Source organism: Clostridium sp. DJ247, from assembly GCF_014231265.1.
Genome location: NZ_JABAIW010000027.1, coordinates 43,925 through 68,908 on the forward strand (window position 1 = coordinate 43,925; position 24,984 = coordinate 68,908).

Genomic DNA, 24,984 nt, shown 5'->3' on the forward strand with positions numbered 1-24,984 from the left:
ATACTTTTTGTGGGAATAATTATAGTTGATTTATATAATTATCATAGAACAGGAGATGCATTTATAATGGAATTAGATAAAGTTTTTCTTAGAAAGTTTTTAGATGGAGCTTTTTCAGACCCAGTGGAAACAAAGTATTGGGATGGTTCTATTGAAAGGTATGGGGATGGAGATAGTAGATTTACTATATTTATAAATGAGCATATACCTAAAAGAAATATCTTAAAAGATCCGTTTTTAGCTTTTGGAGAAGCCTATATGAATAAAGTAATTGATTTTAAAGGTAACATTCAAGAAATAATTGAATCTATATACAGAAACAAAAATAGTTTTTTAAATAAAGCTGAATTGTTTCAAAAAATTTATAAGTTAGCTTCTCACAGTATAAGCAAAAGTAAAAAGGACATACAATATCATTATGATTTAGGAAATGAGTTTTATAGTTTATGGTTAGATGAAACCATGAGTTATTCCTGTGCTTATTTTAAAACAAAAGAAGATTCTTTATATGAAGCTCAATTAAATAAGATACAGCATATTTTGAAAAAATTAAACTTGAAAAATGGTGAAAGAATATTAGATATAGGTTGTGGTTGGGGAGAACTTATAATTACAGCAGCAAAACAATACGGAGTAAAGGCTTTAGGTATAACCTTAAGTAAAGAGCAGTTTGAAAAAGTAAAAGAAAGAATTAAAGAGAACTGTTTGGAGGACCAAGTAGAAGTAAAGCTTGTTGACTACAGAGAGTTGGCTGAAAACAATGAACAGTTTGATAAAATAGTTAGTGTGGGAATGTTAGAACATGTTGGAAGAAAAAATCTACCTGTTTATATGGATACGGTGAATAAATTATTAAAACCTGAAGGAGTATCACTTTTACATTGTATTACTTCACAAACTGAAAGTGAGACAAATCAATGGATACAAAAGTACATATTTCCAGGAGGATATATACCATCTGTAAGAGAGCTTATAGGACTTATGCCAGATTATAATCTACATATAGTGGATTTAGAAAGTTTGAGACTTCATTATTCTAAGACATTAGAATACTGGGCTAAGAATTTTGAAGATGCTGTAGATAATGTAAAAAAAATAAAAGATGAAAAATTTATAAGAATGTGGAGACTTTATCTAAATTCCTGTGCTGCATCCTTTCACTATGGAGTAATAGATATACATCAATTTTTATTTACTAAGGGTCTTAACAATAATATTCCTATGACTAGAGAATACATATATGATAAATAATAAAAAAACTTGGAATTCCAAGTTTTTTTTATTTACTATGTTATGATATAGGTTTTACCTTATTTTTAGTTTGTATGTTAAAATAACCATATAGAGTTAAAAGATAAAAAAGTTTATGTGTGAGGCACAGGACACTGTATTAATATTAATATGTAATGTTAACATAGGGTTTAGGTTTAAATGAAGTTATGAATTCTATATAGAATTTATGTGTACAGTTGTTGAAGGTGGGGTGATGAAAATTAGCTACTCTATAATTAGAGAAAAACTATTAAATCATGAGCTATCTAAGAAATGTATAATAATAAGCGGTGGTTCAGGTAGTGGTAAAACTACATTAGCAATAGATAAATACAAAAATCTTATTAATGAAAAGAAAGTTAATAGTGAAAATATAATAGTATTCGTAATGAATGCAAGTCAAATGCTAACTTGGAAGAAAAACTTGGATTTTGATGCTTTTGGGGAAGTTAGAATTTATACATATCAAGGCTTTGTAAAAAAGGAACTTATAAAATTCTGGCCTATAATAGAACAAAAGTGCAGCAATATTGAGAGAAATAGAATCAGACCAGAGTTTGTATCTGAAGATACCTGTAGATTTATGATGGAAATCTTGGTGAGTTATTATAGAAATAAAAAAGGGTATTTTTCTAATATAACTTCAACTTCTAAAAGAGTTGCTAATGATTTAATTACTAATATTAATAATGCAGCGATGTCTATGGTAAGCTTTAGTGAAATAGGTACTAGAATATATAATTCTATGGAAATCAAGGATGTATTGAGAAAAGAAACTTATGAAGAAATGGATGAGATAATTTCACATTACATTCATAGCTTATTAAAACAGGGAGTAGTAGATTATGCCATAGCAATATATTTATATAAAAACTATCTAATGGAGGATGAAAATTACTTACAGCATTTGAAAAAGATTAAATACTTAATAGTAGATGATTTTGATGAAATATGTCCATGTCAGTTAGCATTAATAAATAAAATAGTTAACATCGTATCCAAAGCAATTCTATTTAAAAATCCTGAGGGCGGGTTTTGTACATACTATGGAACTGATAACAAATATTTAACTGACAACATTAAATTTAATTATGATGAATTAGAATTACAAGAACATTATTTATGTAATAATAAATTACAAGACCTTATAAAAGGTATTAATAACAATACATTAGAAAATAATTTTATAATAGAAAGTGAATTACCAATTAATATTGATTTATCAGCACAACTACATAGTGAGATGATAAATAAAGTTATAGTTAAAATTGAAGAAATTATGAAAAACAGGGGTAAAATAGAAGATTTAGTAATAATTTCTCCTGCTGATAACTTTATATTGAACTATGAACTAGAAAGTAGATTAAAAAATTTAGAGATAGATTTAGTTAACACATGGAAAAATAGTAGGCTTATAGATAATCTCTATGTACAGTGTCTTGTGGTAATAGCTTGTCTTTGTAATAACTATAAACAAGCTTATTTAAATATAGATAACTATAGGAAGTTTTTTATAAAGGTTCTAAATGTAAATCCTGTAAAGGCATCTATTCTGGCAAAAACAACAATTCAACAGGGCAGCATGCCAGCATATATAGAAGAGCTTATTACTGATTTAGATATAAATCAAAAGGAAAGATATAACTATTTAAAGAAGTGTATAGATAACTTTATACAAGAGAGTAAAACAAATAAAATTCCTTTAGGAGAGTTATTTAGAAGAGCTTTTTTAGATTTATTAATAACCTTACCTGATTCTAAGGATAATATTGCCATATGTAAGAATTTAAGTGAAGCAGCAGAAAGATTCATAGGCATACTCTCCCAATTTAATACAATAGATAACCCAGAAGAAAAATTTATTAGTTTTGTTATTAGTGAGGCCTCGGATTTTTATTCTTTAAATGAATTAGAGCAAATGTATTTAAACGACAAAAAATTAATAATAACTAATCCATATAATTTTCTTACATGTAATTTAAAAAGTAAAATTCAGATTTGGGTGGATATAAATAGTAATATGTGGTGCCCGAGAAACGTTAAAGAACTTACTAATATAAATGTCATTAAGAATACATGGAACATAAACGAAGTGTATACAGACAAAATAGAACAGTATAATAAAAAGTATAATTTAATGGCATTGTTGAAATGTTTAATTAAGAAGTGTAGTGAAGAACTTTATTTGTATGGAAGTGAATATTCTGTAAGTGGATATGAGCAAAGCAGCCTCATTGTTGAGATTATTGAGGATATAACTAACAAAATAAGGAGGGAATGATGCAATTTAGAGAAGATCAAAAGCCAATAATGGATTATGTTGGAGGTACCATGGCTGTTCCAGCAGTGCCTGGAGCAGGAAAGACTTTTATAATAGCTAATTTAGCAGCGAAGATTATTAAGGAGAAAAGAAATGAGAAAGGAAAAATATTAATAGTAACCTATATGAATAGTGCAGTAAATAACTTTAAAAATAGAATTTGTGCTGTACTTGATAAAAAAGGTATAAAATCAAATAATGATTATGAAGTTATGACAATTCACAGTCTAGCAATGAAAATATTAAAGGATAGACCAGATATACTAGGCGTTAACGAAGAATTTAAAATACTGGAGGATGTAAGAAAGACATATTATTTAGGTGCTTGTATTGATGAATGGAGAAGGATTGGTGGAGAAAAAATATTTAAATCTTATCTTTCAAGTTACGGCATAAACAAGTATGAACAAAAAAGTGTAGATTGGTGGAACAATTTTTTTGTTGTTATAGATAACTTAATTAGTGAATTAAAGATTAATAATATTTCCCCAGAAATGCTAATACAGAGAAAAGATGAGTTGGGGGATAGTAGCATTATAAGTCATATGTATTATGTATATAACTCCTATGTAAAAAGGCTAAAGGTAGAAGGATATATAGATTATAATGATTTACTGATTTTTGCTTATAAAGCCTTATTAATAGATAAAAAACTTAAAGAAAAATATGAAAAAAAATATAGTTTTATATTTGAAGATGAATGTCAGGATTCCAATGTAATACAATACAATATTTTATCCTTGATTTCACAAAAAAGTGGAAACTTAGTGAGAGTAGGGGACATGAATCAAAGTATAATGGGTACTTTTACATCCTCAGATCCAAGTTTCTTTCATGATTTCTGCAAAAAAGCTAGTAATAATTATGTAATGAATATGGCTGGTAGAAGCACAAAAGAAATTATTGAGGTAGCCAATTATTTAGTGTCTTTCACTAGAGAAAAACATGTAGAAAAGGACTGTAGGAATGCGTTAGCAGAACAATTCATTAATATAATTCCAGAAAACATGGAATTTGCTAATCCTAAATCAAATGACTATGGGATCTATGGTTATTGTTTAAGTTCTTGGGAGAAAGAGAAGGAAACAACAGTTAAAGCTGTATTGAGATTTATAAATAGTCACCCAAATAAAACTTGTGCAGTATTAGTTCCTTTCAATAATCAAGTTAGTGAATTAGCAAGAGAATTAAGAAAGCTAAATATACAGTATGATGAATTGTGTACTGCATCTGAAATAAGATTTGAAACTATTAATACCTTGGGGTACATTTTAAGTTTTCTTGCAGATTTAGATAATATATATAAGTTTAAAATTCTAATTGATAACCTTTTAGAGGAAAACTGTGAAGAAAAACAAATATTAATGGAATATATATTAAGATTTAAAGTAGAAGATATATTGTATTGGGGAAAGTTACGTGAAGATAATTTAGAGTTTAACATAAGTAATAAGGTAAGTTATAAAATTTTAAAAAAGTTTAATAAAAAGCTGCAGTTAATAAAAAGCATAGTGGATTATATTGATGAGCCGGTACATAAATTGATTTTACATATAGGTGATATATTAGAATTAAGCATTGAAAATAAGGCTATAATACAGACTATAGCAAATTATTTTAGGTATGATATAAGGAATAATCCTAATTTAACATTAAGTGATATATCAGAAACTCTATTAGATGTTAAAAATTCACCATTTAAATATATTTCTGATATGGTATATGATATTAAGGGGTATGAAGCTCTGCCAGGCAGAATAACACTAGCTACTTATCATAAATCTAAGGGGTTAGAGTGGGATTGTGTGTTTTTACTTTGCCTTACCGAATATAACTTTCCTGCATCATTAAAAGGCAAATTTAGATCTGAGTTCTATTATTTTAAAAGTGAACTTAAGAATCCAGTAGCTGCAGGAAAAAGAGAAATAATGAAACTATTAGGAGGTCATATATGTTATGATTTATACGAACAAGCAAAAATAGATGCTGTAAATGAGAGAATAAGACTCTTATATGTGGGAATAACTAGAGCAAAAGAATATCTTGTACTAATGTCACATTATGAAGAACTTAAAAATATAAAAGATGAACCGTCTTTATATTATAAAATACTTAAGGAATTTATAGATAAAAAGCGCAATAGCGAATAATACAATTTTAAGGAAGGGATAACAGATGATAGATGTTAGAAAGCTTAAGTATTTTTACTATAGTCAAAATTCATTAAATACTTTTTATAAGTGCCCTCTTAAATTTAAACTAAAATATATAGACAATATGTCATGGAGAAATGATTCTCCTATGGATAGGGGTTATAACGAAGGTATAAAACTAGGACTAGATTTTCACTTAATGTGTGAAAGATACTTCTCTGACATTCCACTAGGTAATTGTGTAGACAATAGCGTAATATTAAATTGGGTGAAAGCTCTTAAGGACAGGTTTATTTTGCAAAAGGATTATATATATTTACCTGAATATGAAATAAAGATGAAGAAGAAAAGTATTAGACTTCAAGCAAAATATGATCTAATTATAATAACACCAGAGGGTAGGGTGGAAATATGGGATTGGAAGACGGAAAATAGAAAGTTATCTCTAAAAGAAATGGAACAAAGATTTCAAACAATGGTTTATATGTATGTATTAAAGGAAGAGATTAAAAATCTCTTTAATATAGATATAATTGCTGAAAATATAAAAATGTTTTTCTGGCAGCCATTGTACGCTGATGACATTATAGCTATTTCTTACTCTGGTGAAAAACACACTGCAAATGAAATTGGCATAGAAATGATTATAAAAACAATTGATAATTATAATTTTTTAAAAGATTTTAATAAAACTTTATATTATAAAAATTGTAGGTTTTGTGAGTTTAACTATTTTTGTAATAATGAGACAGTAAATTTCAATTTTTTAGAAGAATATACATAGTTTATTGTATTAAATAAGTATTTGACTAAGGGAGATTGTATTATAGATTCTTTTGACAATTCTGTAAATACACCTAATAAAGAGTTAATATATAAATTTTTATATTAAAAATTCTACAATTTATAAAAAAACAGTTGAACTTATCAAATCAAACAGTATATTATTATATATAATAGAAACTTAATATTTTCAAAAGAATTACAAAAACGTAATTAAAACTATTAACCATAAAGAGGGGGCCAAAACATTGTTGTATAAAAGTACCAGGGGTAAAGGAAAAGTTGTAAAAGCATGTGAAGCTATAGTAAGAGGTATAGCTGAAGATGGTGGTTTGTATGTACCAGAAGAGTTTCCTAAAATAGAAAAATCTTTTGAGGAACTGTCAGAGCTAAGTTATCAAGAGTTGGCATTTTATATTATGAAGAAATATTTTAATGATTTTACTGATGATGAGCTTAAGTTATGTATAGAAAATGCGTACGATAGTAAATTTGAAGCTTCTAATATTGCTCCATTAGTTTATAAGTCAGGAGCTTATTTCTTAGAGCTTTATCACGGAAGAACATTAGCCTTCAAAGATATGGCACTTAGTATACTTCCACATCTTTTAAAAACTGCAGCGAAAAAGTTAGGTATAGAAAAAGAAATAGTTATACTTACAGCTACGTCAGGAGATACTGGAAAGGCAGCTTTAGAAGGATTTGATAGTATTGAAGGTACAAAAATTATAGTCTTTTACCCGAAGGATGGAGTAAGTGAAATTCAAAGGAGACAAATGACTACCCAAGAGGGTAAAAATACCTTTGTAGTTGGAATAGAAGGGAATTTTGACGATGCTCAAAGTGGCGTTAAAGAAATATTTGCTGATGAGGAATTTAACAACTTTTTAGGTCAGCAAGGATATATGTTCTCTTCTGCAAATTCCATAAATATAGGCAGATTAGTTCCTCAAATAGTTTACTACGTGTATTCCTATGTAAGCTTATTAAAAGAGAACAAAATTAAAGCTGGTGAAAGTATAAATGTTGTTGTTCCAACAGGAAACTTTGGAAATATACTAGCAGCTTACTATGCTAGTATTATGGGAGTTCCAATAGGAAGATTTGTCTGTGCATCTAATGAGAATAAAGTTCTTGCAGATTTCATAAATACAGGTGTTTATGATAAGAGAAGAGAGTTTTTTGTAACTAATTCTCCTTCCATGGATATTCTAATATCAAGTAATCTAGAAAGATTTTTATACGAAATAAGCGGAAGAGATGACAAAATTGTAAGCGCTCTAATGAAACAACTGAAAGAAGAAGGAAAATATGAGATAAGTAATGATATGAAGGAAAAATTAAAAGCCTTATATGGAGACTTCTCTACAGAACAAGAGACTCTTTCAGCTGTTAAAAAGGTTTATGAAGCTTCTAACTATGTTATGGATACTCATACTGCAGTAGCATATGATGTTTATGAAAAATATAAGAACAATACTGGGGACAATAGCGTTACAGTAATAGCATCCACTGCAAGTCCTTTTAAGTTCCCAAGAAGCATAAATGAAGTATTAAACTTTGCAGATAACACTGCTTCTGATTTTGAAATGGTGGAAGAGTTATCAAAGAAGTTTGACATTAAAATACCAAGTGGAATTAAAGAATTAGATAAAAAAGAAATCCTTCATAAAGCAACCTGTAAGAAGGATGCAATGAAAGACATAATTAAGGACTTTTTATGTTCTAAATAAAGTAAAACTATATTACATGAGATTTTTTCTCTGAATATATATTAAAGAATTTAAGCAATGAATACTTATCTAATAAGTATTCATTGCTTTTTTATAGTATAAGAAATTATAAATTTTTTGACCACTTTTAATGCTTGGTAGAGCTTGAGTTTCTTGCATAGAAAGTTTAAGTAAGATATTGTCTATAGAATAATTACATTAAATTTATATAAAAATTAGATAAAATGAATAATTATTAAAGTAGTTATTTCATAATTAAGTATAATTTTTTAATTTTAATGATTGGTTAAATGTCATATTTAAAACAAAAGTGGTATATATAATAAAAAATATATTTAATGTTGACAAATTGATAATTTTAATGCATAATAGTTATTAAATTAATACTTATTTTGCATAATGTTGAATATTATATTGCAAAATAAGTAATGATATAATATACTTAAGTATATTATATGAGAAAAATGCAAGTTATTTTTCGTTACATAGTAATTTCAATTATGTTTTATTTTTTATTTCAAGGATGTTATGGAAAGGTGATTAAAATTGATTAAATTAGAAGGTGTTCATAAATATTATGGAAATACACATGTGTTAAAGGGAATTGATTTAACAGTAGCAAGTGGTGAAAAGTTAGTCATAATTGGCCCTAGTGGTTCAGGAAAAAGTACACTTATTAGAAGTATGAATTTGTTAGAAGAACCTACTCAAGGAAAAGTTATAGTAGATGGTATTGATATTACAGAACCTAAAGCTCCAATTACAAAAGTAAGACAAGCTATAGCTATGGTTTTTCAGCAGTTTAATTTATATCCACACAAAACTGTTCTTGAAAATGTAACCTTAGCACCAATTTTCGTAAAAAAAGTTCCTAAGAAGGAAGCAGAAGAGTCAGGAATGGCTTATTTGGAAAGGGTTGGGCTTAAAGATAAAGCCAATTCATATCCTATACAGCTTTCAGGTGGACAACAACAACGTGTGGCTATTGCTAGAGCTCTTAATATGAAGCCTAAAATAATACTTTTTGATGAGCCTACTTCTGCTTTAGACCCGGAAATGATTCAAGAAGTACTTGATGTTATGGTTGGACTTGCCAATGAAGGTATTACAATGGTGGCTGTGACTCATGAAATGGGATTTGCACGTAGAGTAGCAGATAGAGTGATTTTTGTTGATGGAGGGGAAATTTTAGAAGAAGGTTCTCCAGAACATTTCTTTAAAAATCCAACCCATGAAAGAACAAAGTTATTCTTAAGTCGTATAGTACACTAGAAAATGTTAAATATAAATATATTAATTAATATTAAGGGGGAAAAAATATGAAAAAATTAAAAGTTTTCATAGGAAGTTTATTACTTGTTACAGGCTTAGCATTAACAGGATGTGGTTCAACTGCACAAAAATCAGATACAACTACATCTGCAGCAGCAGATATTAAAGCTATAAAAGATAGAGGAGTGCTTAAAGTTGGAGTTAAGCTTGATGTACCAAAGTTTGGGTATAAAGATCCTAAAACTTCAAAAATTGAAGGTTTTGAAATAGATATTGCTAAGGCAGTAGCTAAAAAGATTTTAGGAGATGAAAATAAAGTTGAATTGCAAGGAGTAACTGCAAAAACAAGGGGACCGCTTTTAGATAGTGGACAAGTTGATATGATTGCAGCTACATTTACTGTAAATGATGAACGCAAAAAGAGTTATAATTTCTCAGATCCATACTTTACAGATGGTGTGGGCATAATGGTTAAAAAGGCTTCAGGAATTAAGGATTTAAAAGGATTAAATGATAAAAAGATAGGTGTAGCGCAAAGTGCTACAAGTAAGCAAGCAATACAACAGGAAGCTGAAAAAGTTGGAAGTAAGGTTACTTTTCTAGAATTTTCAACTTACCCAGAAATTAAAGCAGCTTTAGAAGCTGGTCGTGTTGATGCTTTCTCTGTTGATGGAGCTATTCTTAACGGATACTTAGATGATTCTACTGTAATTTTAGATCAACGTTTCAGCCCACAAAATTACGGAATAGCATCTAAGAAAGGAAACGATGAATTAGCTAAGACTATAAATGATACTGTTAACGAAATGAAGAAATCAGGTGAGCTTGACAAGCTTATTCAGAAATGGGGGATTAAATAGTGACAGGTCCTTTTGAGGCTTTTAAGTGGCAGGCGCTTTTTAGTGATTGGTCTGTTTTTGCACAAGGATTTATTACAACAGTTTTGGCCTCTATGATTGCTTTAGCGTTAGCATTGGCATTAGGAGTTATTTTTGGAGTTTTTGGAGCATCAAATTATAAAATTCCTAGAAAAATAAATAAAGTTTATGTTGCTATAATACAAAATACTCCATTAGTAATCCAAATTTTCTTTTTATACCATGTATTGCCTCACTTTGAAATAATGCTACCAGTTTTTGTAGTAGGTGTTCTTGGATTGGGAATATATCATGGAGCATACATTGCAGAAGTAGTTAGAGGTGGTATTGAGGCAGTTCCTAGAGGTCAAATGGAATCAGCAATTTCTCAAGGTTTTACTTATATTGAAGCTATGAGGCATATTATATTGCCTCAAGCAACAAAGCTTATATTTCCACCGCTTACTAACCAGGCTGTAAGCTTAATAAAAAATACTTCAGTAATGGCTATGGTTGCTGGAGGAGATTTAATGTATCAAGCTGACTCTTGGTCAAGTAATAATCTTTATTATGGACCAGCTTATATTGTAACAGCATTACTTTATTTAGTGTTATGTTTACCTCTTGCTAGGTTTGCAACAAGATTAGAACGTAGAACTGGGGTGGGAGTATGATAAGTGAAGTTTTTAAGCCGGAAATATTTACATTCTTATTGAAGGGATTAGCAACCACTTTATATATAGCAGCAATGACTATTGCATTTAGTTCAATTTTTGGAATAATTTTAGGAATTGCCCGTTATGTGAATCATAAAATTATTAGTTCTATAGCAACTATATATATTGAAGTTGTACGTAATACTCCGCTTCTTTTGTTCATACTAGCAATACGTTTTATGACTAAGCTAGAACCATTAAATGCAGGAATTGTAGCTATGACTATATTTACTAGTGCTATTATTGCAGAAATTGTTCGAGCGGGATTAAATTCAATTAATAGAGGACAGTGGGAAGCAGCAAAATCCCAAGGTTTTAACTATACACAAACATTAATTCATATTATATTACCACAAGCTTTACGTAATATGATTCCACCTTTAGTTTCAACCTTTATTACTGTAATTAAGGATACATCCTTTGTATGGGTAGTAGGAATTGAAGAACTGACAGGTAAAGGAATGATAATTATGGGTCAATACTCTAAAACTTCTCAAGTTATCACTATATTTGCCATGATAGCTATAACATACTTTATGGTTAACTATGTACTATCTGTTATTGCTCGTAGACAACAATTAAAGATAGTTCGTTAAAAGTAATATAAATTTGTTATATATTAAAATAACATAAAAATAAAGCTGGTAGAGTTTAAATCTAACCAGCTTTATTTTTATGTTTAGCTAAGTCATCTAAAAAATTAAATGCATAGATAACCACAACCTAAATTTAACTTATACTAAGGGATATATTACCAATGTTGAAGTCACATTTAAATATTTTTTTATTAGTCTTAGCTCAAATTTGAGAAAAACCTTAGAACTTTTGATATGGTTGAAAGCCTAAATGGCTTTCAACGAGCGACTTATCAATGGTAATTGATAAGTTGGTCCGGACTGAGGCACGAGTTTATCTAAATTTAGGCCATGGTTATATATAGATATTTAACATTAACATAAAAAATTATATCTTAAAATAAGATGATTAAAAGTAAAAAGTTTGGTAAAATATTAAGTAGAGATTAAACTACAGCTAATAAGGAGGGATATTAGGTTATGCAGGAGATAAGCGATTATGCTGAGGAACTAGTAGATATCTTCAGGTCTTTGAATAATAAGTTTAAAAAGACCATAGAGAAAGAAGTCAGTGAATATGGTATTACAATGCCTCAGGTAATGCTATTGCATGTACTCTATCATAAACCTGGTATTACACTAAATGAACTAAGTAAAGAATTAAGTTTATCTAAGAGTACTGTATCTGGAATTGTTGATCGTTTGGGAAAAAGTGGTTATGTTATAAGAGAAATACCTGAAAATAATAGAAGAATAGTTAAAATATCCTTATCTAATAATGCAATAGAAAAGGCATATATTATTAAGGATATTAAAACAAAATATATATGCCAAATGCTCCAACAATTAGATATCAAAGAAGTAGAAAATATGATAAATGAATTAAAAAAGCTTAATAATTTATTAAGTGTAAATGATGAAGGTAATTGATAAAAATTTATAAATTTAAAATAGCTTATGGAATAAAGAGGAATCTATAAGCTATTTTTTATTATTCAAAAGGGAGTATTTCCAATGCTTTTAAAAACTCTTTATCAACGTTGTGACTAGCACGAAGTTTATTATCTTTTCTAAATTTAAGTATTTTAGCTTTCATACCTTCACCATATATTCCATCTATTGTACCATTATAATAACCTTTTTGTTTCATCCTCATTTGGACTTCGTATACGTCAGAGCCTCTATAACCAGGTACTAGCATTCTAAAATTATTAGATGAAAGTCCATAAGGACCGCCATATATTATTACAATAGTACCGTGGTTAACTTTTTTATATAGATCCTCAACATCTTTATTTAACATCCTTATACATCCATGAGATGCTGCATCACCTATAGAATTTGGTTTGTTAGTTCCGTGTATTCCGTATTTTCCCCAAGGTACATTTAATCCAATCCATCTTGTACCAAATCCACTTCCCCATTCTGTGGCCTTATTTACAACAGTCCATGTACCGATAGGTGATGGTGTAGAAGTTTTACCCTTCGCTATAGGATAACTTTTTATTATTTTAGAATCTTTACTATTTATTAGAAATAGTCTTAATTCAGTTAAATCTACTAATACAGTATAAGAATTTTTATTTTTAGTGTTAGTATTATAATTCATTGCATTACCCTTAAGTGGGTAAATTGAAGAAATCATTATTAGTAGAAACAAGGAAATTATGTATGTTGATATATATTTTTTCATTTTACCACTCCACTTCAATGTTACTGTTTCAAATAAAATAAGATCTATAAGGCTCCATTTACTTTGATACTCTAAAATGGTATTCTGGTGTAGAATTTGTTATACATTTAAAATCATACCCTAATTTTTTGTAATGGCATATGATTCCCTCTAAGGCTTCGCAGGTAGTTTTATTTGGTTGATCGCAATGCAGAAGTAAAAATATTTTATTAGGGCAGACGCATTTTTGTGTGGCTTCCTTTAGCAATTTATCTGGTGATGTATGGCAATCTAAGCCATCAGATAAACTTAAATTCCAATCAAATATCTTGTAGTTTTTTTCATGAAGCTTTTCTAACATGCTAGTGGTCAAGTGCTTTTTACTACCTGATGGAAACCTTATTATATTACAATCTATACCAATAACTGATTTTATTTTATCTGCAGTTTTATCCATCTCATTTATGAAAGCTTCATCACTAGAATATATTTCTTTATATTTGTGAGTATAAGTGTGAAGACCTATGCTGTGACCTTCATTATGAATTCTTCTTAAAAGGTCCTCTCTACCATCAATTTTATAGCCTACAACAAAAAATGTAGCTTTTACATCTTGTGTTTTTAAAGTATCTAAAATCTTACTTGTAACGTTAGTACTAGGTCCATCGTCAAATGTTAGATAAATAACCTTATTTTCAACTACATCAGTATTAATAGAAGTTTGAAGGTACTGATGAAATAGGCTAATGTGAAGAAGACTATTACTTAATGTATATACAATAACTAAATATAAGGCTGAAAATATATATAGCTTATTTTTAATTTTCACGAAAAAACCTCCTGTCATGTTAACAAGTTATAGTTAAGAGTACATAGTACTCGTCAGTATGTATTAATATTATATTTGTCATTTTAGCTTAAATTCTAAGGAATATCATATTCATTTGAATTCAAACATAGTTGCATCCTTAACAATAGTTAGCATAATTATGTTTCGCAGATTAGCATATATTTTAGTATTTGCAATTTAAAAAGTTTTAACATATATGAAGTTATAAAAATTAATAATAAATTGTTACCAATGTAGTTAAATATTTCATAGAAAATAATAGCGTGTTGTGCTAAAAAACAATACTAAAATTGTAAAATACCTTAAAAAAATATATAATTTCATTTAATTAATATATTTTTTATAAAATATACGCATTTTTTTGATATAATAGTATATCTAATCTAAGATCAGTATGAGGTGGAGTATTAACACTAATCTAATGGATAAACTTATATAATAAACAAATAATAATGTTAACAGAGAGGAGTGAAGCCAATGGAGGTTTATTTTGATAACAGCTCTACAACGAAACCTTTTGATGAAGTTATAAAAACTATGGTTGATATAATGAAAAACTACTATGGCAACCCATCTTCTGCACATGCTTTAGGATTAAAATCAGAACAAAAGATGAATGAAAGTAGAGAGATCGTTGCAAGAACTATTAATTGTAGTAAGGATGAAATAATATTCACATCAGGTGGCAGCGAAAGTAATAATTTCCTCATAAGAGGCTTTGTAAAAGAAGGTGCTCATATAATTACTAGTAAAATAGAACATCCTAGTGTACTGAATACTTGTAAAGAGCTAGAGAAACAGGGTGTTAATGTTACATATATAGATGTAGATTGTAAAGGGAACATAGATATAAATCAATTAGAGGATAGTATAAATAAAGACACTCAACTTGTAAGTATAATGCATATAAATAATGAAATTGGAATAGTGCAAGATATTGAAACTATTGGAAGATTGATAAAAGAAAAAAGTAACAGGATAAAGTTTCATGTAGATGCTGTACAAAGCTACGGAAAGTATAAAATTGATGTGCAAAGGATGAACATAGATTTACTTTCTACCAGTGGTCATAAAATTCATGGGCCAAGAGGTGTAAGCGCAGCTTATTTAAGAAAAGGACTAATGCCAAAACCTTTAATATATGGTGGAGGACAAGAGAGAAGTTTTAGATCAGGAACTGAAAATCTTACAGCGGTAGCAGGTTTTGCAAAAGCAGCTGAAAAAATATATGCAAATAGAGAAGAAAATTACGAAAAAGTATTAGATATTAAAAATTATTTTATAAATGGGCTACAAAACATACCTAATATTAGAGTTAATAGTGATGGAGATGAATTTTCTCCATATGTCCTAAGTGTTTCCTTTAAAGGTGTAAGAGGAGAAGTTTTACTTCATATGTTAGAGGAAAACGGTATATATGTATCTACAGGGTCTGCTTGTTCAGCTAAGGGTAATAAAGATAGCTATGTTCTTGAAGCTATAGGTTTAAAATCAGATGAAATAAAAGGTAATATAAGATTCAGTTTTTCTGAGTATTCTTCGAAAGAAGAAGTAGACTATACCATAGAAAATTTACATAAAGCTTTAAAATTTTTGAGGAGAGTTAGCAAATGAAGAAATTATTATTAATTAAATACTCACCAGAGATATTCTTAAAGGGCTTAAATAAAGGAAAGTTTGAAAAGAAACTTATTAATAATATAAAAATGGTATTAAAAGGTTTAAAATATGACTTTGTTACAGATCAAGGAAGATGGTTTTTAGAATGTGAAGATATAGAAGAAGGAATTAAGAGAGTAAAAAGAGTATTTGGGGTTTCTGAAATATGTATTGTTACAGAAACAACTCCAGACTTAAATGAAATTAAAAAACAAGCAGTAAAGGAAGCTATTGAAAGCAGAGCTAAGACTTTCAAGGTGGAGACAAATAGAGCTAATAAAAATTTTCCAGGTACATCAATGGATATAAGTAGGGATGTAGGGGCTTATATATTGAATAATAGTAAAGACTTAAAAGTAGATGTCAACAAACCAGAGTGTACTGTTAATGTTGAAATAAGAAAAAAGGCATATGTTTATTCCAAGAGAATAAAGGCTACTGGTGGTATGCCTTACGATACTAATGGAAGTACAATGTTAATGCTATCAGGAGGGATTGATTCTCCAGTAGCTGGATATATGATGGCAAGACGTGGTGCAAGACTAAATTGTGTTTATTTTCATAGCCATCCCTATACCAGCGAAAGAGCTAAAGAAAAAGTTAAAGATTTAGCAAATATTTTAAAAAGCTATACAGGAAGTATAAATTTGTATGTAGTTCCTTTTACTGAAATACAAATGCAAATTATTGAAAAATGTAGAGAAGATGAACTCACTATAATAATGAGAAGATTTATGATGAGAATAGCTTGTAAACTAGCAGATAAATATGAAATCCACTCAGTAACTACAGGAGAGAGCATAGGCCAAGTTGCAAGCCAGACTATGGAAGGGTTAGTAGTAAGTAACGATGTGGCAGATAGACCAGTGTTCAGACCTTTAATAGCCATGGATAAAGTAGACATAATGGATATATCAAGACAAATAGGTACATATGAAACTTCAATACTTCCCTATGAAGATTGTTGTACTATATTTGTTCCTAAACATCCAAAAACCAGACCTAGACTTGATGAGATGAGAAAAGCTGAAAGTGTTTTAGACATTGAAAAGTTAGTTAACGAAGCTGTTGAAAAATGCGAGCTTTTTACTTAAAATCTAGTGAACATATAATTAAGAGGAAGTATTAGTTAAATACTTCCTCTTAAATTAGTATCCATTTAAAGCAGAGTATATGGTTTTAATAACATATAAAGCTATCAATAAGTCTTAAGTCAATTCCAAAGTAAACCCATCTAACTCCATTCCATCTCCAGCCAGCAGCAGTTCTTCTATCTACACGGGTCAACCAAGCCCAAAAGCCCCTTCTGTTTCTAGGCCATATATATACATATCTAAATCTACAAGGTCTTAAAGAACCAGGACTTACAGCATATGTGCCTATACCTTCACCTGGTGTTGGTTGCATAGCTTGAGCTTGAGCTTTTGATGGAGTTATGGCTGGTGGAGGACCAGTTGGAGGGCCGAACTGTGGGCCGCCGCCAGGTCCATCTGGACCACCTGGACCACCGCCAGGACCACCAGGATATTGAGGATAATATCCTCCGGGTTGTTGAGTTGGAGGGGCACCTCCAGGAAACTGTTGCTGACGGAATGGACACATATGTCCAAAATCAAAATAGTCCCAATACATGTAATTTACTCCCTTTTTAAATGCTACATTACATACTATGTTATAGCATAGAAAATGGTTAACAATATATTACCTAAATGTGCTTTATTTTAAAAAAAATTTTTGTATTTTTAATTAATTGGCATCAAATCGTAGACTAGAGATGTGTACTTAACTGAGAGTTAAGAACAGTTATAGTTATTTTCAAAAATAGTGTAAAAAAAATATACATGTAAAAGTTTTCTACAATGTTTATAAAAAGCAAAATATTATGGATTACTTAGAAGCAATGAAAATGAGTGTATATAATTTTTACAGTAAATTTCTAATTACATATTTATTTGTTATTAATAATAACGCTTTAGGTATTAAACATGATTGTATAAATTTTGGCATGATTCCTGCTCAATATAAAATATTGATTAATATTTTATATGTAAGGATGTGGAGGGAATAATATGCAAGGATTAACAATTGATCAAATTAAAGTTGGAGACAAGGTAAATATAGAAAAGACTATATCTGAAACAGATGTATATTTATTTGCAGGAATTACAGGGGATTTAAATCCAGCACATATCAATCAAGTAGCATCAGAACAAACTATATTTAAGGGAAGAATAGCTCATGGCATATTGGTTACAGGGCTTATTTCTACTTGTTTAGGAATGTATCTTCCAGGTCCAGGAACCATTTACATGGGACAGCAAGTTAAATTTACTGCTCCAGTTTATATAGGAGATACAGTAAAGGCAGAAGTGGAAGTTTTAGAAATAAATGTTGAAAAAAATAGAGTTAAATTAAAAACAGTATGTACAAATCAACATGGGAAAGTAGTTATTGATGGGGAAGCATTAGTTATGCCTCCTAAGAAAATTTGCTGAAAAGGATTTGAAAAATAAATAATTAATTCAATTTATAGAATACAATTTTAAATAGCATATATTACTAGAAAATAAAGTAAATCTTTAGTTAATAAAGGTGTTTTCTTAGTATATATGCTATTTTGTTGTATATAACTAGTGCTGCAGTCATAAGTTATTAAAAAAAACATATTATAGTAATGAAAAATCATAATCATAATAAGCTAATAAGCTGTAGAGATGAGACTATACGAAAGGGAAGGTAATTGATAAGATACTTTACGATTGTATTATTCCAAAGGGGGATTGGTTTAATGTTCTTAGAACAATATTTTAAGGTAGTAGTTGAAAACATAGATGAGGCACTACTAGCAATCGATAAAAATGGAATATTATTCGAGATAAATAAGACTGCAGAGGAATTATTAGGGATTTGTGTTGAAAAGGGAATTGGAAAACATATAGAAGAGATTTTACCTAATACAAATTTAATTGCAGTGTTAGAAACTGGAAAAAATGAATTAAATCAAAAATTCCTTTTTAATGGAAGGGTATTCATAACTAATAGAATTATTATAAATATAGATGGAAAGATAGAAGGTGCAATAGCTATCTTCCGTAATATCACTGACTATAAAAAAATGCGAAAAGAAATAAATGACGGTAAGCTATATATAGATGTTTTAGATACTATAATTAATACTTTTAATGAATGGATTGTAGTAGTTGATGAAAAAGGAATAATTACTATGATGAGTAAAGCTTATAAAGAGTTTATAGGCTGCAATAATCCTGAAGGAAAACCAGTGGAAGATGTAATAGAAAATACAAGAATGCACGAAGTTATAACAACTGGAAACGCCAAAATAGGTGATGTTCAGGAGATAAAGGGAAATAAGATGATTGCTATGCGTGTTCCTCTTAAAAAACATGACAAAGTTATTGGGGCTGTGGGGAAAGTAATATTTAAGGATTTAAGTGATTTTTATACTTTAAGTAAAAAGCTAAATAATTTAGAGAAGGAAGTTGAATTTTATAAGAGTAAACTTGATAGTGAAAGAAAAGCAAAGTATTCTTTTGAGAATATCATAGGAAATTCTAATGCCATTGAAAAAGTGAAAAATTTAGCAAGGAAAGTAGGAAATACAGATTCTAATGTTTTAATAATTGGAGAGAGTGGTACTGGTAAAGAGCTATTTGCTCATGCTATTCATAATGTAAGCAAGAGATACCTTGGACCTTTTGTAAAGATAAATTGTGCAGCTATTCCATCAGAGTTATTAGAAGCAGAGTTATTTGGTTATGAAGAGGGTGCTTTTACTGGGGCTAGAAAATGTGGTAAGAAAGGAAAATTCGAACTAGCAAATGGAGGGACCATATTTCTCGATGAAATAGGGGATATGCCAGTAAACATGCAGGTTAAAATACTAAGAGTAATTCAAGAAAAAGAAATTGAAAGAGTTGGAGGCAATGTAGTAAAACAGATTGATGTTAGAATAATCGCTGCAACAAATAGAAATCTTGAAGATAGAGTAAAGGAAGGAAAGTTTAGAGAGGATCTTTACTACAGACTTAATGTTATGAAGATTGTGCTGCCGCCTCTAAGAGAAAGAAAAGAGGATATTCCAGTGCTAGCAAATGCTCTGAGAGCAAAAATTGCTAATAGATTAGGAATATATGTAGAAGGAATAGCTAAGGAAGCTGTTGAATGTTTAAAAAATTATGATTGGCCAGGAAACATAAGGGAATTAGAGAATGTTATCGAAAGAGCTGTAAACCTTTTAGATTCAGATATAATTATAAAACAGGAGTATTTACCAAGCAGATTAGAAAAAAACAAATCTAAAACTCATATGGTTGGAAATAAATATTTAAGAGAAATAGTAGAAGATATTGAAAAGGAAGTTATTCTTGAATGCCTAAATAAAACCCAATGGAATAAGAATAAAGCTGCAAAGTTACTAGGTATAAGTAGGGCAGGTTTATATAAGAAAATAGAAGAATACAAATTAAAAAGTGCTTCACTATGTACGTGAATATAAGGGGACCAAGTGGAAGCTTAACTTATACTCCAGGATATATTACTAATACTTCGTCATGTTAAATATTTTTAATTAGTCTAAAGCTCGAATATGAGAAAAACCTAAGAACTTTGATAAACTCGCTATGCTCAAACAATCTAAAGTTCTAAGGGTTTTCTCACATTCTCGCTAAGACTAATAAAAAAATATTTAAATATGACTTCAGTATTAGTAATATATCCTTACATATAAGTTAAGCTTCCACTTAGCAACCATATATAAGTATAATGAATCCTTGGTGATTGAAAGCAACCTCGTTATTAAAAACGGGGTTATTTTTGTGAAAATATAAAATGAAAACGTTAAAAATTTATGTAAAAACAAAATACATGTAAAAAGAATATACATTGTTAAAATTCAGATAATTGAATACTTATAACAATGTAGAGATAAAAAATGTATAAAAAACATACATTTTTTATTTTTTTAAAAGCAAGGGCATATAAACAGAATTTTTAGCTTCGGATAAGGTTACTAGAGTGTGTAGTCATTTGATGAAGGTGTTTTAAGACAGGTCTAATTCGAAGATATTAATGAAATACAAGAAACTTAAATAGCTTTAGAACATTGGTATGAAAGTTGCTATATGTATTAGTACGGGGAGAATATTATATGGAGGGTGATAGAAAGATGAGGTCAAAGATTATTTCAAAAGAACAAGCAGTTAATCTAATAAAAGATGGAGATACTGTTGCAGTAGGTGGATTCATTGGATGTGGCCACCCAGAAGAGATTACACTAGAAATAGAAAAAATATATTTAGAAAAGAAAATTCCTAGAAATTTAACTTTAGTTTATGCAGCTGGTCAAGGAGATAGTAAGGATAGAGGACTGAACCACTTTGGTCATGAAGGCTTAGTAAACAAAGTAATTGGAGGACACTGGGGGTTAGCTCCAAAGCTTCAAAAATTAGCTTTAGAAAATAAAATTAAAGCATATAATTTACCACAAGGTGTCATATCACATTTATACAGGGATATTGCAGCAGGTAAGCCTGGGACTATTACGCACGTTGGATTGAAAACCTTTGTAGATCCAAGAGTCGAGGGTGGAAAGTTAAATGAAGTTACCACTGAAGATATTATAAAAGTAATAAATATTGAAGACAAGGAATATTTATTATACAGGGCATTGCCAATAAATGTTGTGCTTTTAAGAGTAACTTATGCTGATGAGGATGGCAATGCTACCTTGGAAAGAGAAGCGGCAACTCTCGATGTCACAGCAATGGCACAAGCTGCCAAAAATTCTGGAGGAATAGTTATAGTTCAAGCTGAAAAAGTTGTAGCAAAAGGTTCTCTAGATCCAAGAAAAGTTAAGGTGCCAGGAATATATGTTGATGCTATAGTAGTTGCTGAACCTAAAAATCATATGCAGACCTTTGGAGAACTTTATAATCCAGCTTATTGCGGAGATGTTAAACTTCCTGTAAATTCAATAGCATCCTTGCCAATGGATGAGAGAAAAATAATAGCAAGAAGAGCGGCTATGGAGCTTATACCTAATGCAGTAACTAACCTAGGTATCGGTGTACCAGAAGGGGTAGCCATAGTGGCAAATGAAGAAGGAATCGGAAATGAACTGACTTTAACTGTGGAAGCTGGTGGAATAGGAGGAGTACCTGCAGGTGGTTTAAGCTTTGGAGCATCAACTAATCCAGATTGCATACTTGATCAATACAGTCAATTTGATTTTTATGATGGTGGTGGACTAGATGTGGCATTTTTAGGACTTGCACAGTGTGATAAAGTTGGCAATGTAAATGTTAGTAAATTTGGGCCTAAGATTGCAGGTTGCGGAGGATTTATTAATATAACTCAGAATGCAAAAAAAGTAGTATATTGCGGAACTTTTACAGCAGGTGGTTTAAAGATAAAAGTAAAAGATGGAAAGTTAATAATAGAACAAGATGGAAAGTTTAATAAATTCTTAGATACTGTAGAACAAATAACTTTTAGCGGTGAATATGCAGTAGATACCAATCAGAGTGTATTATATATTACTGAAAGAGCAGTATTTAGATTAAGTAAAGGTGGACTAGTATTAGAGGAAATTGCACCTGGAGTAGACTTAGAAAAAGATATACTTGCTCATATGAATTTTAAACCTGTTATATCAGAGAAATTAAAATTTATGGATGAAAATATATTTAAAGATGAACTTATGGGATTAAAACTTAAGGTACAATAGTTGCTTTATATAGAATTATTACAAAGTTTAGTATGGAAGATAAAAGTATAGAGGAAAACAAGGTAAAATGTCCTAATAGAAAAATAAGACAAATGGAGGTGTTATAAATGGCAGTTTTAGGAATTCTCTTAAGTTTAGGATTATTGATGTTTATGGCTTACAGGGGGTTCTCAGTAATCTTCTTCGCTCCTATTTTTGCATTGCTAGCAGCTATATTTTCTGGAATGGCTATTATGCCAACCTATACGGAAATATTTCTGCCTAATCTAGGAAATTACGTAAAGGTTTACTTTCCCTTCTTCCTATTAGGAGCTGTATTTGGTAAGGCAATGGAGGAATCTGGTGCAGCAAAAGCTATTGCCAAAGCCATTGTAGAAAAATTGGGAAAAGAAAGAGCAATGTTATCTGTGGTTTTGTCAGCAGCTATTCTAACTTATGGTGGGGTAAGTCTTTTCGTTGTAGCTTTTGCTGTTTATCCTTTCGCCGCTTCTATATTTAAAGAGGCAGATATACCAAAACGACTCATTCCAGCAACAATTGCTGTAGGAGCGTTCACATTTACTATGGACTCACTTCCAGGAACACCACAAATTCAGAACTCAATTCCAATGAAATTTTTTAACACAGACCTTTATGCTGCTCCAGTCTTTGGTACATTAGGAGCTATCATAATTTTAGTTGGAGGCTTATCTTATTTAGAGTGGCGTAAACGTTTGGCACAAGCAGCAGGAGAAGGATATGGAGTGAATCATATTCAAGAACCTGTAATTGTTGAGGATACCAGCTTACCAAATCCTTGGTTAGCAGCATTACCACTAGTTTCAGTGCTTATAGTCACTCTAGTTTTGCAAAAATTAATTTTTCCAAAGTGGGACATTCTATATTGGGTAACTCAGGCTCCTTATAATATTCCGAAAACAGGCGTTGTTGGATCTATGAATAATTGGGCACTGATTATTGCACTCATCTTCGGTATTATTCTTGCATTTGTTATTAATCCAAAGCGTATACACGGAAACTTAGCTAAAACCATTAATGCTGGAGCAATAGGTTCACTGTTAGCTGTTATGAACACTGCCTCTGAAGTAGGTTTTGGTAATGTTATAAAATCACTTCCAGGCTTTAAGTCTATAGCTCATGCTTTAACAAATATTAATCCAAATGGTAGCCCATTGTTGTCTGAAGCAGTTACTGTAAATGTTCTGTCAGGAGTTACAGGTTCAGCTTCCGGTGGAATGAGTATTGCACTAGATACCTTTGGTAAACAGTACTTAGCTTGGGCAGATAAGGTTGGTGTAAGTCCTCAATTACTTCACCGTGTTGCTGCTATGGCTTCTGGGGGAATGGATACATTACCTCATAATGGGGCAGTCATCACACTTTTAGGAATTGCAGGTTTAACTCATAAACAGTCATATAAAGATATCTTCGCCATTACTCTGATTAAGACAGGAACCTGCTTTATTCTTATCTTTTTACAAAGCATTTTCCATTTTATATAATTTGCTGAGAACACTTCTTTGATTTTATATAATTTATTCGAATAGTTTTTATAAATAACCACAACTTAAATTTAACTTATACGTAGGGACATATTACCAATGTTGAAGTCACATTTAAATATTTTTTATTAGTCTTAGCGAAAATTTGATAAAAAATCTTAGAACTTTAGATATGTTTGAGTGAAACGAGTTTATCAAAGTTCTTAGATTTTTATCAAATTTGAGCTTTAGACTAATTAAAAATATTTAACGTGACGAAACATGGTAATATGTCCCAGAGTATAAGTTAAATTTCGGGCGTGTACATCTATACAAACAAAGCAGGTATAATACTTTAAATATTTTTCAAAATTTCTTTATTAGTATCTATTGACACAAAAATCACTTTATAATATACTTAAGCCATGTTGATAATTAATTATAAAAACTTTGATAGGGACTAAGTAAATGTGATTAATGTTTTAAAGAGAGTGGGGTCTGGTGGAAACCCATAAATGTTACATATTGAAACTCACCCTTGAGTTGCAGGCTGAAATTATAGTAAGCTGAGCCGGCGAAAGTCGTTATTTATATGAGTAAAAAAATTGGGTGGTACCGCGACAGACTTCTCGCCCCATGGAGGAGAGTCTGTTTTTTTATATTTAAAATTATTTGAAACACCCAGCAAAAATAGAATAAACTATAAAAAACTTTGATAGGGACTAAGTAAGTATGATTAATATTTTAAAGAGAGTGGGCATTGGTGGAAACCCATAAGTATTGCATATTGAAACTCACCCTTGAGTTGTAGGCTGAAACTATAGTAAGCTGAGCCGGCGAAAGTCGTTATTTATATGAGTAAAAAAATTGGGTGGTACCGCGACAGACTTCTCGCC

19 protein-coding genes and 2 other annotated features are annotated in these 24,984 nt (G+C 30.1%); of the genes, 16 read left to right on the forward strand and 3 right to left on the reverse strand.

Going from position 1 to position 24,984, the window contains the following annotated elements:
• Positions 1–66: 66 nt before the first annotated feature.
• The 10 genes from HGI79_RS12250 to HGI79_RS12295 all read left to right on the forward strand — a co-directional run bounded on the left by HGI79_RS12250 (position 67) and on the right by HGI79_RS12295 (position 12,611).
• Positions 67–1,251: a cyclopropane-fatty-acyl-phospholipid synthase family protein gene (locus tag HGI79_RS12250; protein WP_185650971.1), complete on the forward strand. Its 1,185-nt coding sequence runs from the start codon at positions 67–69 to the stop codon at positions 1,249–1,251.
• Between the two features lie 235 nt (positions 1,252–1,486).
• Positions 1,487–3,553 carry a UvrD-helicase domain-containing protein gene (locus tag HGI79_RS12255; RefSeq protein ID WP_185650972.1) on the forward strand — a complete coding sequence of 689 codons (2,067 nt, stop codon included), beginning with the start codon at positions 1,487–1,489 and terminating at the stop codon, positions 3,551–3,553.
• Positions 3,550–5,742 (forward strand): ATP-dependent helicase, encoded by a 2,193-nt coding sequence (locus HGI79_RS12260; RefSeq protein ID WP_241428203.1) that lies wholly within the window; start codon positions 3,550–3,552, stop codon positions 5,740–5,742. The genes HGI79_RS12255 and HGI79_RS12260 overlap by 4 nt, the downstream gene beginning before the upstream one ends.
• A gap of 25 nt (positions 5,743–5,767) precedes the next feature.
• Positions 5,768–6,529: a PD-(D/E)XK nuclease family protein gene (locus HGI79_RS12265; RefSeq protein WP_185650973.1), complete on the forward strand. Its 762-nt coding sequence runs from the start codon at positions 5,768–5,770 to the stop codon at positions 6,527–6,529.
• Positions 6,530–6,776: 247 nt separating this feature from the next.
• Positions 6,777–8,261, forward strand: coding sequence for a threonine synthase (thrC, locus tag HGI79_RS12270; protein WP_185650974.1), 1,485 nt, complete (start codon positions 6,777–6,779; stop codon positions 8,259–8,261).
• A 546-nt stretch (positions 8,262–8,807) separates the two neighbouring features.
• Positions 8,808–9,533 (forward strand): amino acid ABC transporter ATP-binding protein, encoded by a 726-nt coding sequence (locus tag HGI79_RS12275; RefSeq protein WP_185650975.1) that lies wholly within the window; start codon positions 8,808–8,810, stop codon positions 9,531–9,533.
• 47 nt (positions 9,534–9,580) lie between these two features.
• Complete coding sequence (locus HGI79_RS12280) at positions 9,581–10,393, forward strand: transporter substrate-binding domain-containing protein (RefSeq protein ID WP_185650976.1); 813 nt, start codon at positions 9,581–9,583, stop codon at positions 10,391–10,393.
• Positions 10,393–11,064 (forward strand): amino acid ABC transporter permease, encoded by a 672-nt coding sequence (locus tag HGI79_RS12285; protein ID WP_185650977.1) that lies wholly within the window; start codon positions 10,393–10,395, stop codon positions 11,062–11,064. Before HGI79_RS12280 ends, HGI79_RS12285 begins: the two co-directional genes overlap by 1 nt.
• On the forward strand, positions 11,061–11,702 hold the full coding sequence (locus HGI79_RS12290) for an amino acid ABC transporter permease (RefSeq protein ID WP_185650978.1): 642 nt from the start codon (positions 11,061–11,063) through the stop codon (positions 11,700–11,702). Before HGI79_RS12285 ends, HGI79_RS12290 begins: the two co-directional genes overlap by 4 nt.
• Positions 11,703–12,161: 459 nt before the next feature.
• The gene (locus tag HGI79_RS12295) at positions 12,162–12,611 is read left to right on the forward strand and encodes a MarR family winged helix-turn-helix transcriptional regulator (protein WP_185650979.1); all 450 of its coding nucleotides are present in this window, start codon (positions 12,162–12,164) and stop codon (positions 12,609–12,611) included.
• Between the two features lie 61 nt (positions 12,612–12,672).
• On the opposite strand, the gene HGI79_RS12300 is transcribed toward HGI79_RS12295, so the two are convergent.
• Together HGI79_RS12300 and HGI79_RS12305 are read right to left on the reverse strand one after the other, a co-directional pair.
• Positions 12,673–13,374 carry a L,D-transpeptidase family protein gene (locus HGI79_RS12300; RefSeq protein ID WP_185650980.1) on the reverse strand — a complete coding sequence of 234 codons (702 nt, stop codon included), beginning with the start codon at positions 13,372–13,374 and terminating at the stop codon, positions 12,673–12,675.
• 58 nt (positions 13,375–13,432) lie between these two features.
• Entirely contained in the window at positions 13,433–14,182 is a 750-nt protein-coding gene (locus tag HGI79_RS12305) for a polysaccharide deacetylase family protein (protein ID WP_313885211.1), read from the reverse strand.
• Positions 14,183–14,680: 498 nt separating this feature from the next.
• Here HGI79_RS12305 and HGI79_RS12310 point away from each other — a divergent pair, with 498 nt between their 5' ends.
• Together HGI79_RS12310 and thiI are read left to right on the forward strand one after the other, a co-directional pair.
• Positions 14,681–15,817, forward strand: coding sequence for a cysteine desulfurase family protein (locus HGI79_RS12310; protein WP_185650982.1), 1,137 nt, complete (start codon positions 14,681–14,683; stop codon positions 15,815–15,817).
• Complete coding sequence (gene thiI, locus HGI79_RS12315) at positions 15,814–16,956, forward strand: tRNA uracil 4-sulfurtransferase ThiI (protein ID WP_185650983.1); 1,143 nt, start codon at positions 15,814–15,816, stop codon at positions 16,954–16,956. Before HGI79_RS12310 ends, thiI begins: the two co-directional genes overlap by 4 nt.
• 85 nt (positions 16,957–17,041) lie before the next feature.
• Here thiI and HGI79_RS12320 read toward each other — a convergent pair whose 3' ends face one another.
• The gene (locus tag HGI79_RS12320) at positions 17,042–17,494 is read right to left on the reverse strand and encodes a hypothetical protein (protein WP_241428204.1); all 453 of its coding nucleotides are present in this window, start codon (positions 17,492–17,494) and stop codon (positions 17,042–17,044) included.
• Between the two features lie 437 nt (positions 17,495–17,931).
• Between HGI79_RS12320 and HGI79_RS12325 the strand changes: the two genes are divergently transcribed.
• From HGI79_RS12325 to HGI79_RS12340, 4 genes are all read left to right on the forward strand, one after another.
• Positions 17,932–18,357 (forward strand): MaoC family dehydratase, encoded by a 426-nt coding sequence (locus HGI79_RS12325; protein ID WP_185650984.1) that lies wholly within the window; start codon positions 17,932–17,934, stop codon positions 18,355–18,357.
• Between the two features lie 293 nt (positions 18,358–18,650).
• Positions 18,651–20,372, forward strand: a complete 1,722-nt coding sequence (locus tag HGI79_RS12330; protein WP_185650985.1) for a sigma 54-interacting transcriptional regulator — start codon at positions 18,651–18,653, stop codon at positions 20,370–20,372.
• Between the two features lie 675 nt (positions 20,373–21,047).
• A complete protein-coding gene (locus tag HGI79_RS12335) occupies positions 21,048–22,607 on the forward strand; it encodes an acyl CoA:acetate/3-ketoacid CoA transferase (protein ID WP_185650991.1) in 1,560 nt (519 codons plus the stop codon).
• Between the two features lie 107 nt (positions 22,608–22,714).
• Entirely contained in the window at positions 22,715–24,109 is a 1,395-nt protein-coding gene (locus HGI79_RS12340; protein ID WP_185650986.1) for a GntP family permease, read from the forward strand.
• Between the two features lie 420 nt (positions 24,110–24,529).
• Positions 24,530–24,728, forward strand: a binding site (T-box leader).
• Positions 24,729–24,791: 63 nt separating this feature from the next.
• Positions 24,792–24,984: a binding site (T-box leader), on the forward strand. This feature is flagged as partial in the annotation.

Coding starts and splice junctions, on each gene's coding strand:
- thiI (WP_185650983.1), top strand. CDS start 15,814: ATGAAGAAATTATTATTAATTAAATACTCACCAGAGATATTCTTAAAG.
- HGI79_RS12320 (WP_241428204.1), bottom strand. CDS start 17,494: ATGTATTGGGACTATTTTGATTTTGGACATATGTGTCCATTCCGTCAG.
- HGI79_RS12280 (WP_185650976.1), top strand. CDS start 9,581: ATGAAAAAATTAAAAGTTTTCATAGGAAGTTTATTACTTGTTACAGGC.
- HGI79_RS12310 (WP_185650982.1), top strand. CDS start 14,681: ATGGAGGTTTATTTTGATAACAGCTCTACAACGAAACCTTTTGATGAA.
- HGI79_RS12340 (WP_185650986.1), top strand. CDS start 22,715: ATGGCAGTTTTAGGAATTCTCTTAAGTTTAGGATTATTGATGTTTATG.
- HGI79_RS12330 (WP_185650985.1), top strand. CDS start 18,651: ATGTTCTTAGAACAATATTTTAAGGTAGTAGTTGAAAACATAGATGAG.
- HGI79_RS12260 (WP_241428203.1), top strand. CDS start 3,550: ATGATGCAATTTAGAGAAGATCAAAAGCCAATAATGGATTATGTTGGA.
- HGI79_RS12265 (WP_185650973.1), top strand. CDS start 5,768: ATGATAGATGTTAGAAAGCTTAAGTATTTTTACTATAGTCAAAATTCA.
- HGI79_RS12300 (WP_185650980.1), bottom strand. CDS start 13,374: ATGAAAAAATATATATCAACATACATAATTTCCTTGTTTCTACTAATA.
- HGI79_RS12250 (WP_185650971.1), top strand. CDS start 67: ATGGAATTAGATAAAGTTTTTCTTAGAAAGTTTTTAGATGGAGCTTTT.
- HGI79_RS12325 (WP_185650984.1), top strand. CDS start 17,932: ATGCAAGGATTAACAATTGATCAAATTAAAGTTGGAGACAAGGTAAAT.
- HGI79_RS12255 (WP_185650972.1), top strand. CDS start 1,487: ATGAAAATTAGCTACTCTATAATTAGAGAAAAACTATTAAATCATGAG.
- HGI79_RS12335 (WP_185650991.1), top strand. CDS start 21,048: ATGAGGTCAAAGATTATTTCAAAAGAACAAGCAGTTAATCTAATAAAA.
- HGI79_RS12290 (WP_185650978.1), top strand. CDS start 11,061: ATGATAAGTGAAGTTTTTAAGCCGGAAATATTTACATTCTTATTGAAG.
- HGI79_RS12295 (WP_185650979.1), top strand. CDS start 12,162: ATGCAGGAGATAAGCGATTATGCTGAGGAACTAGTAGATATCTTCAGG.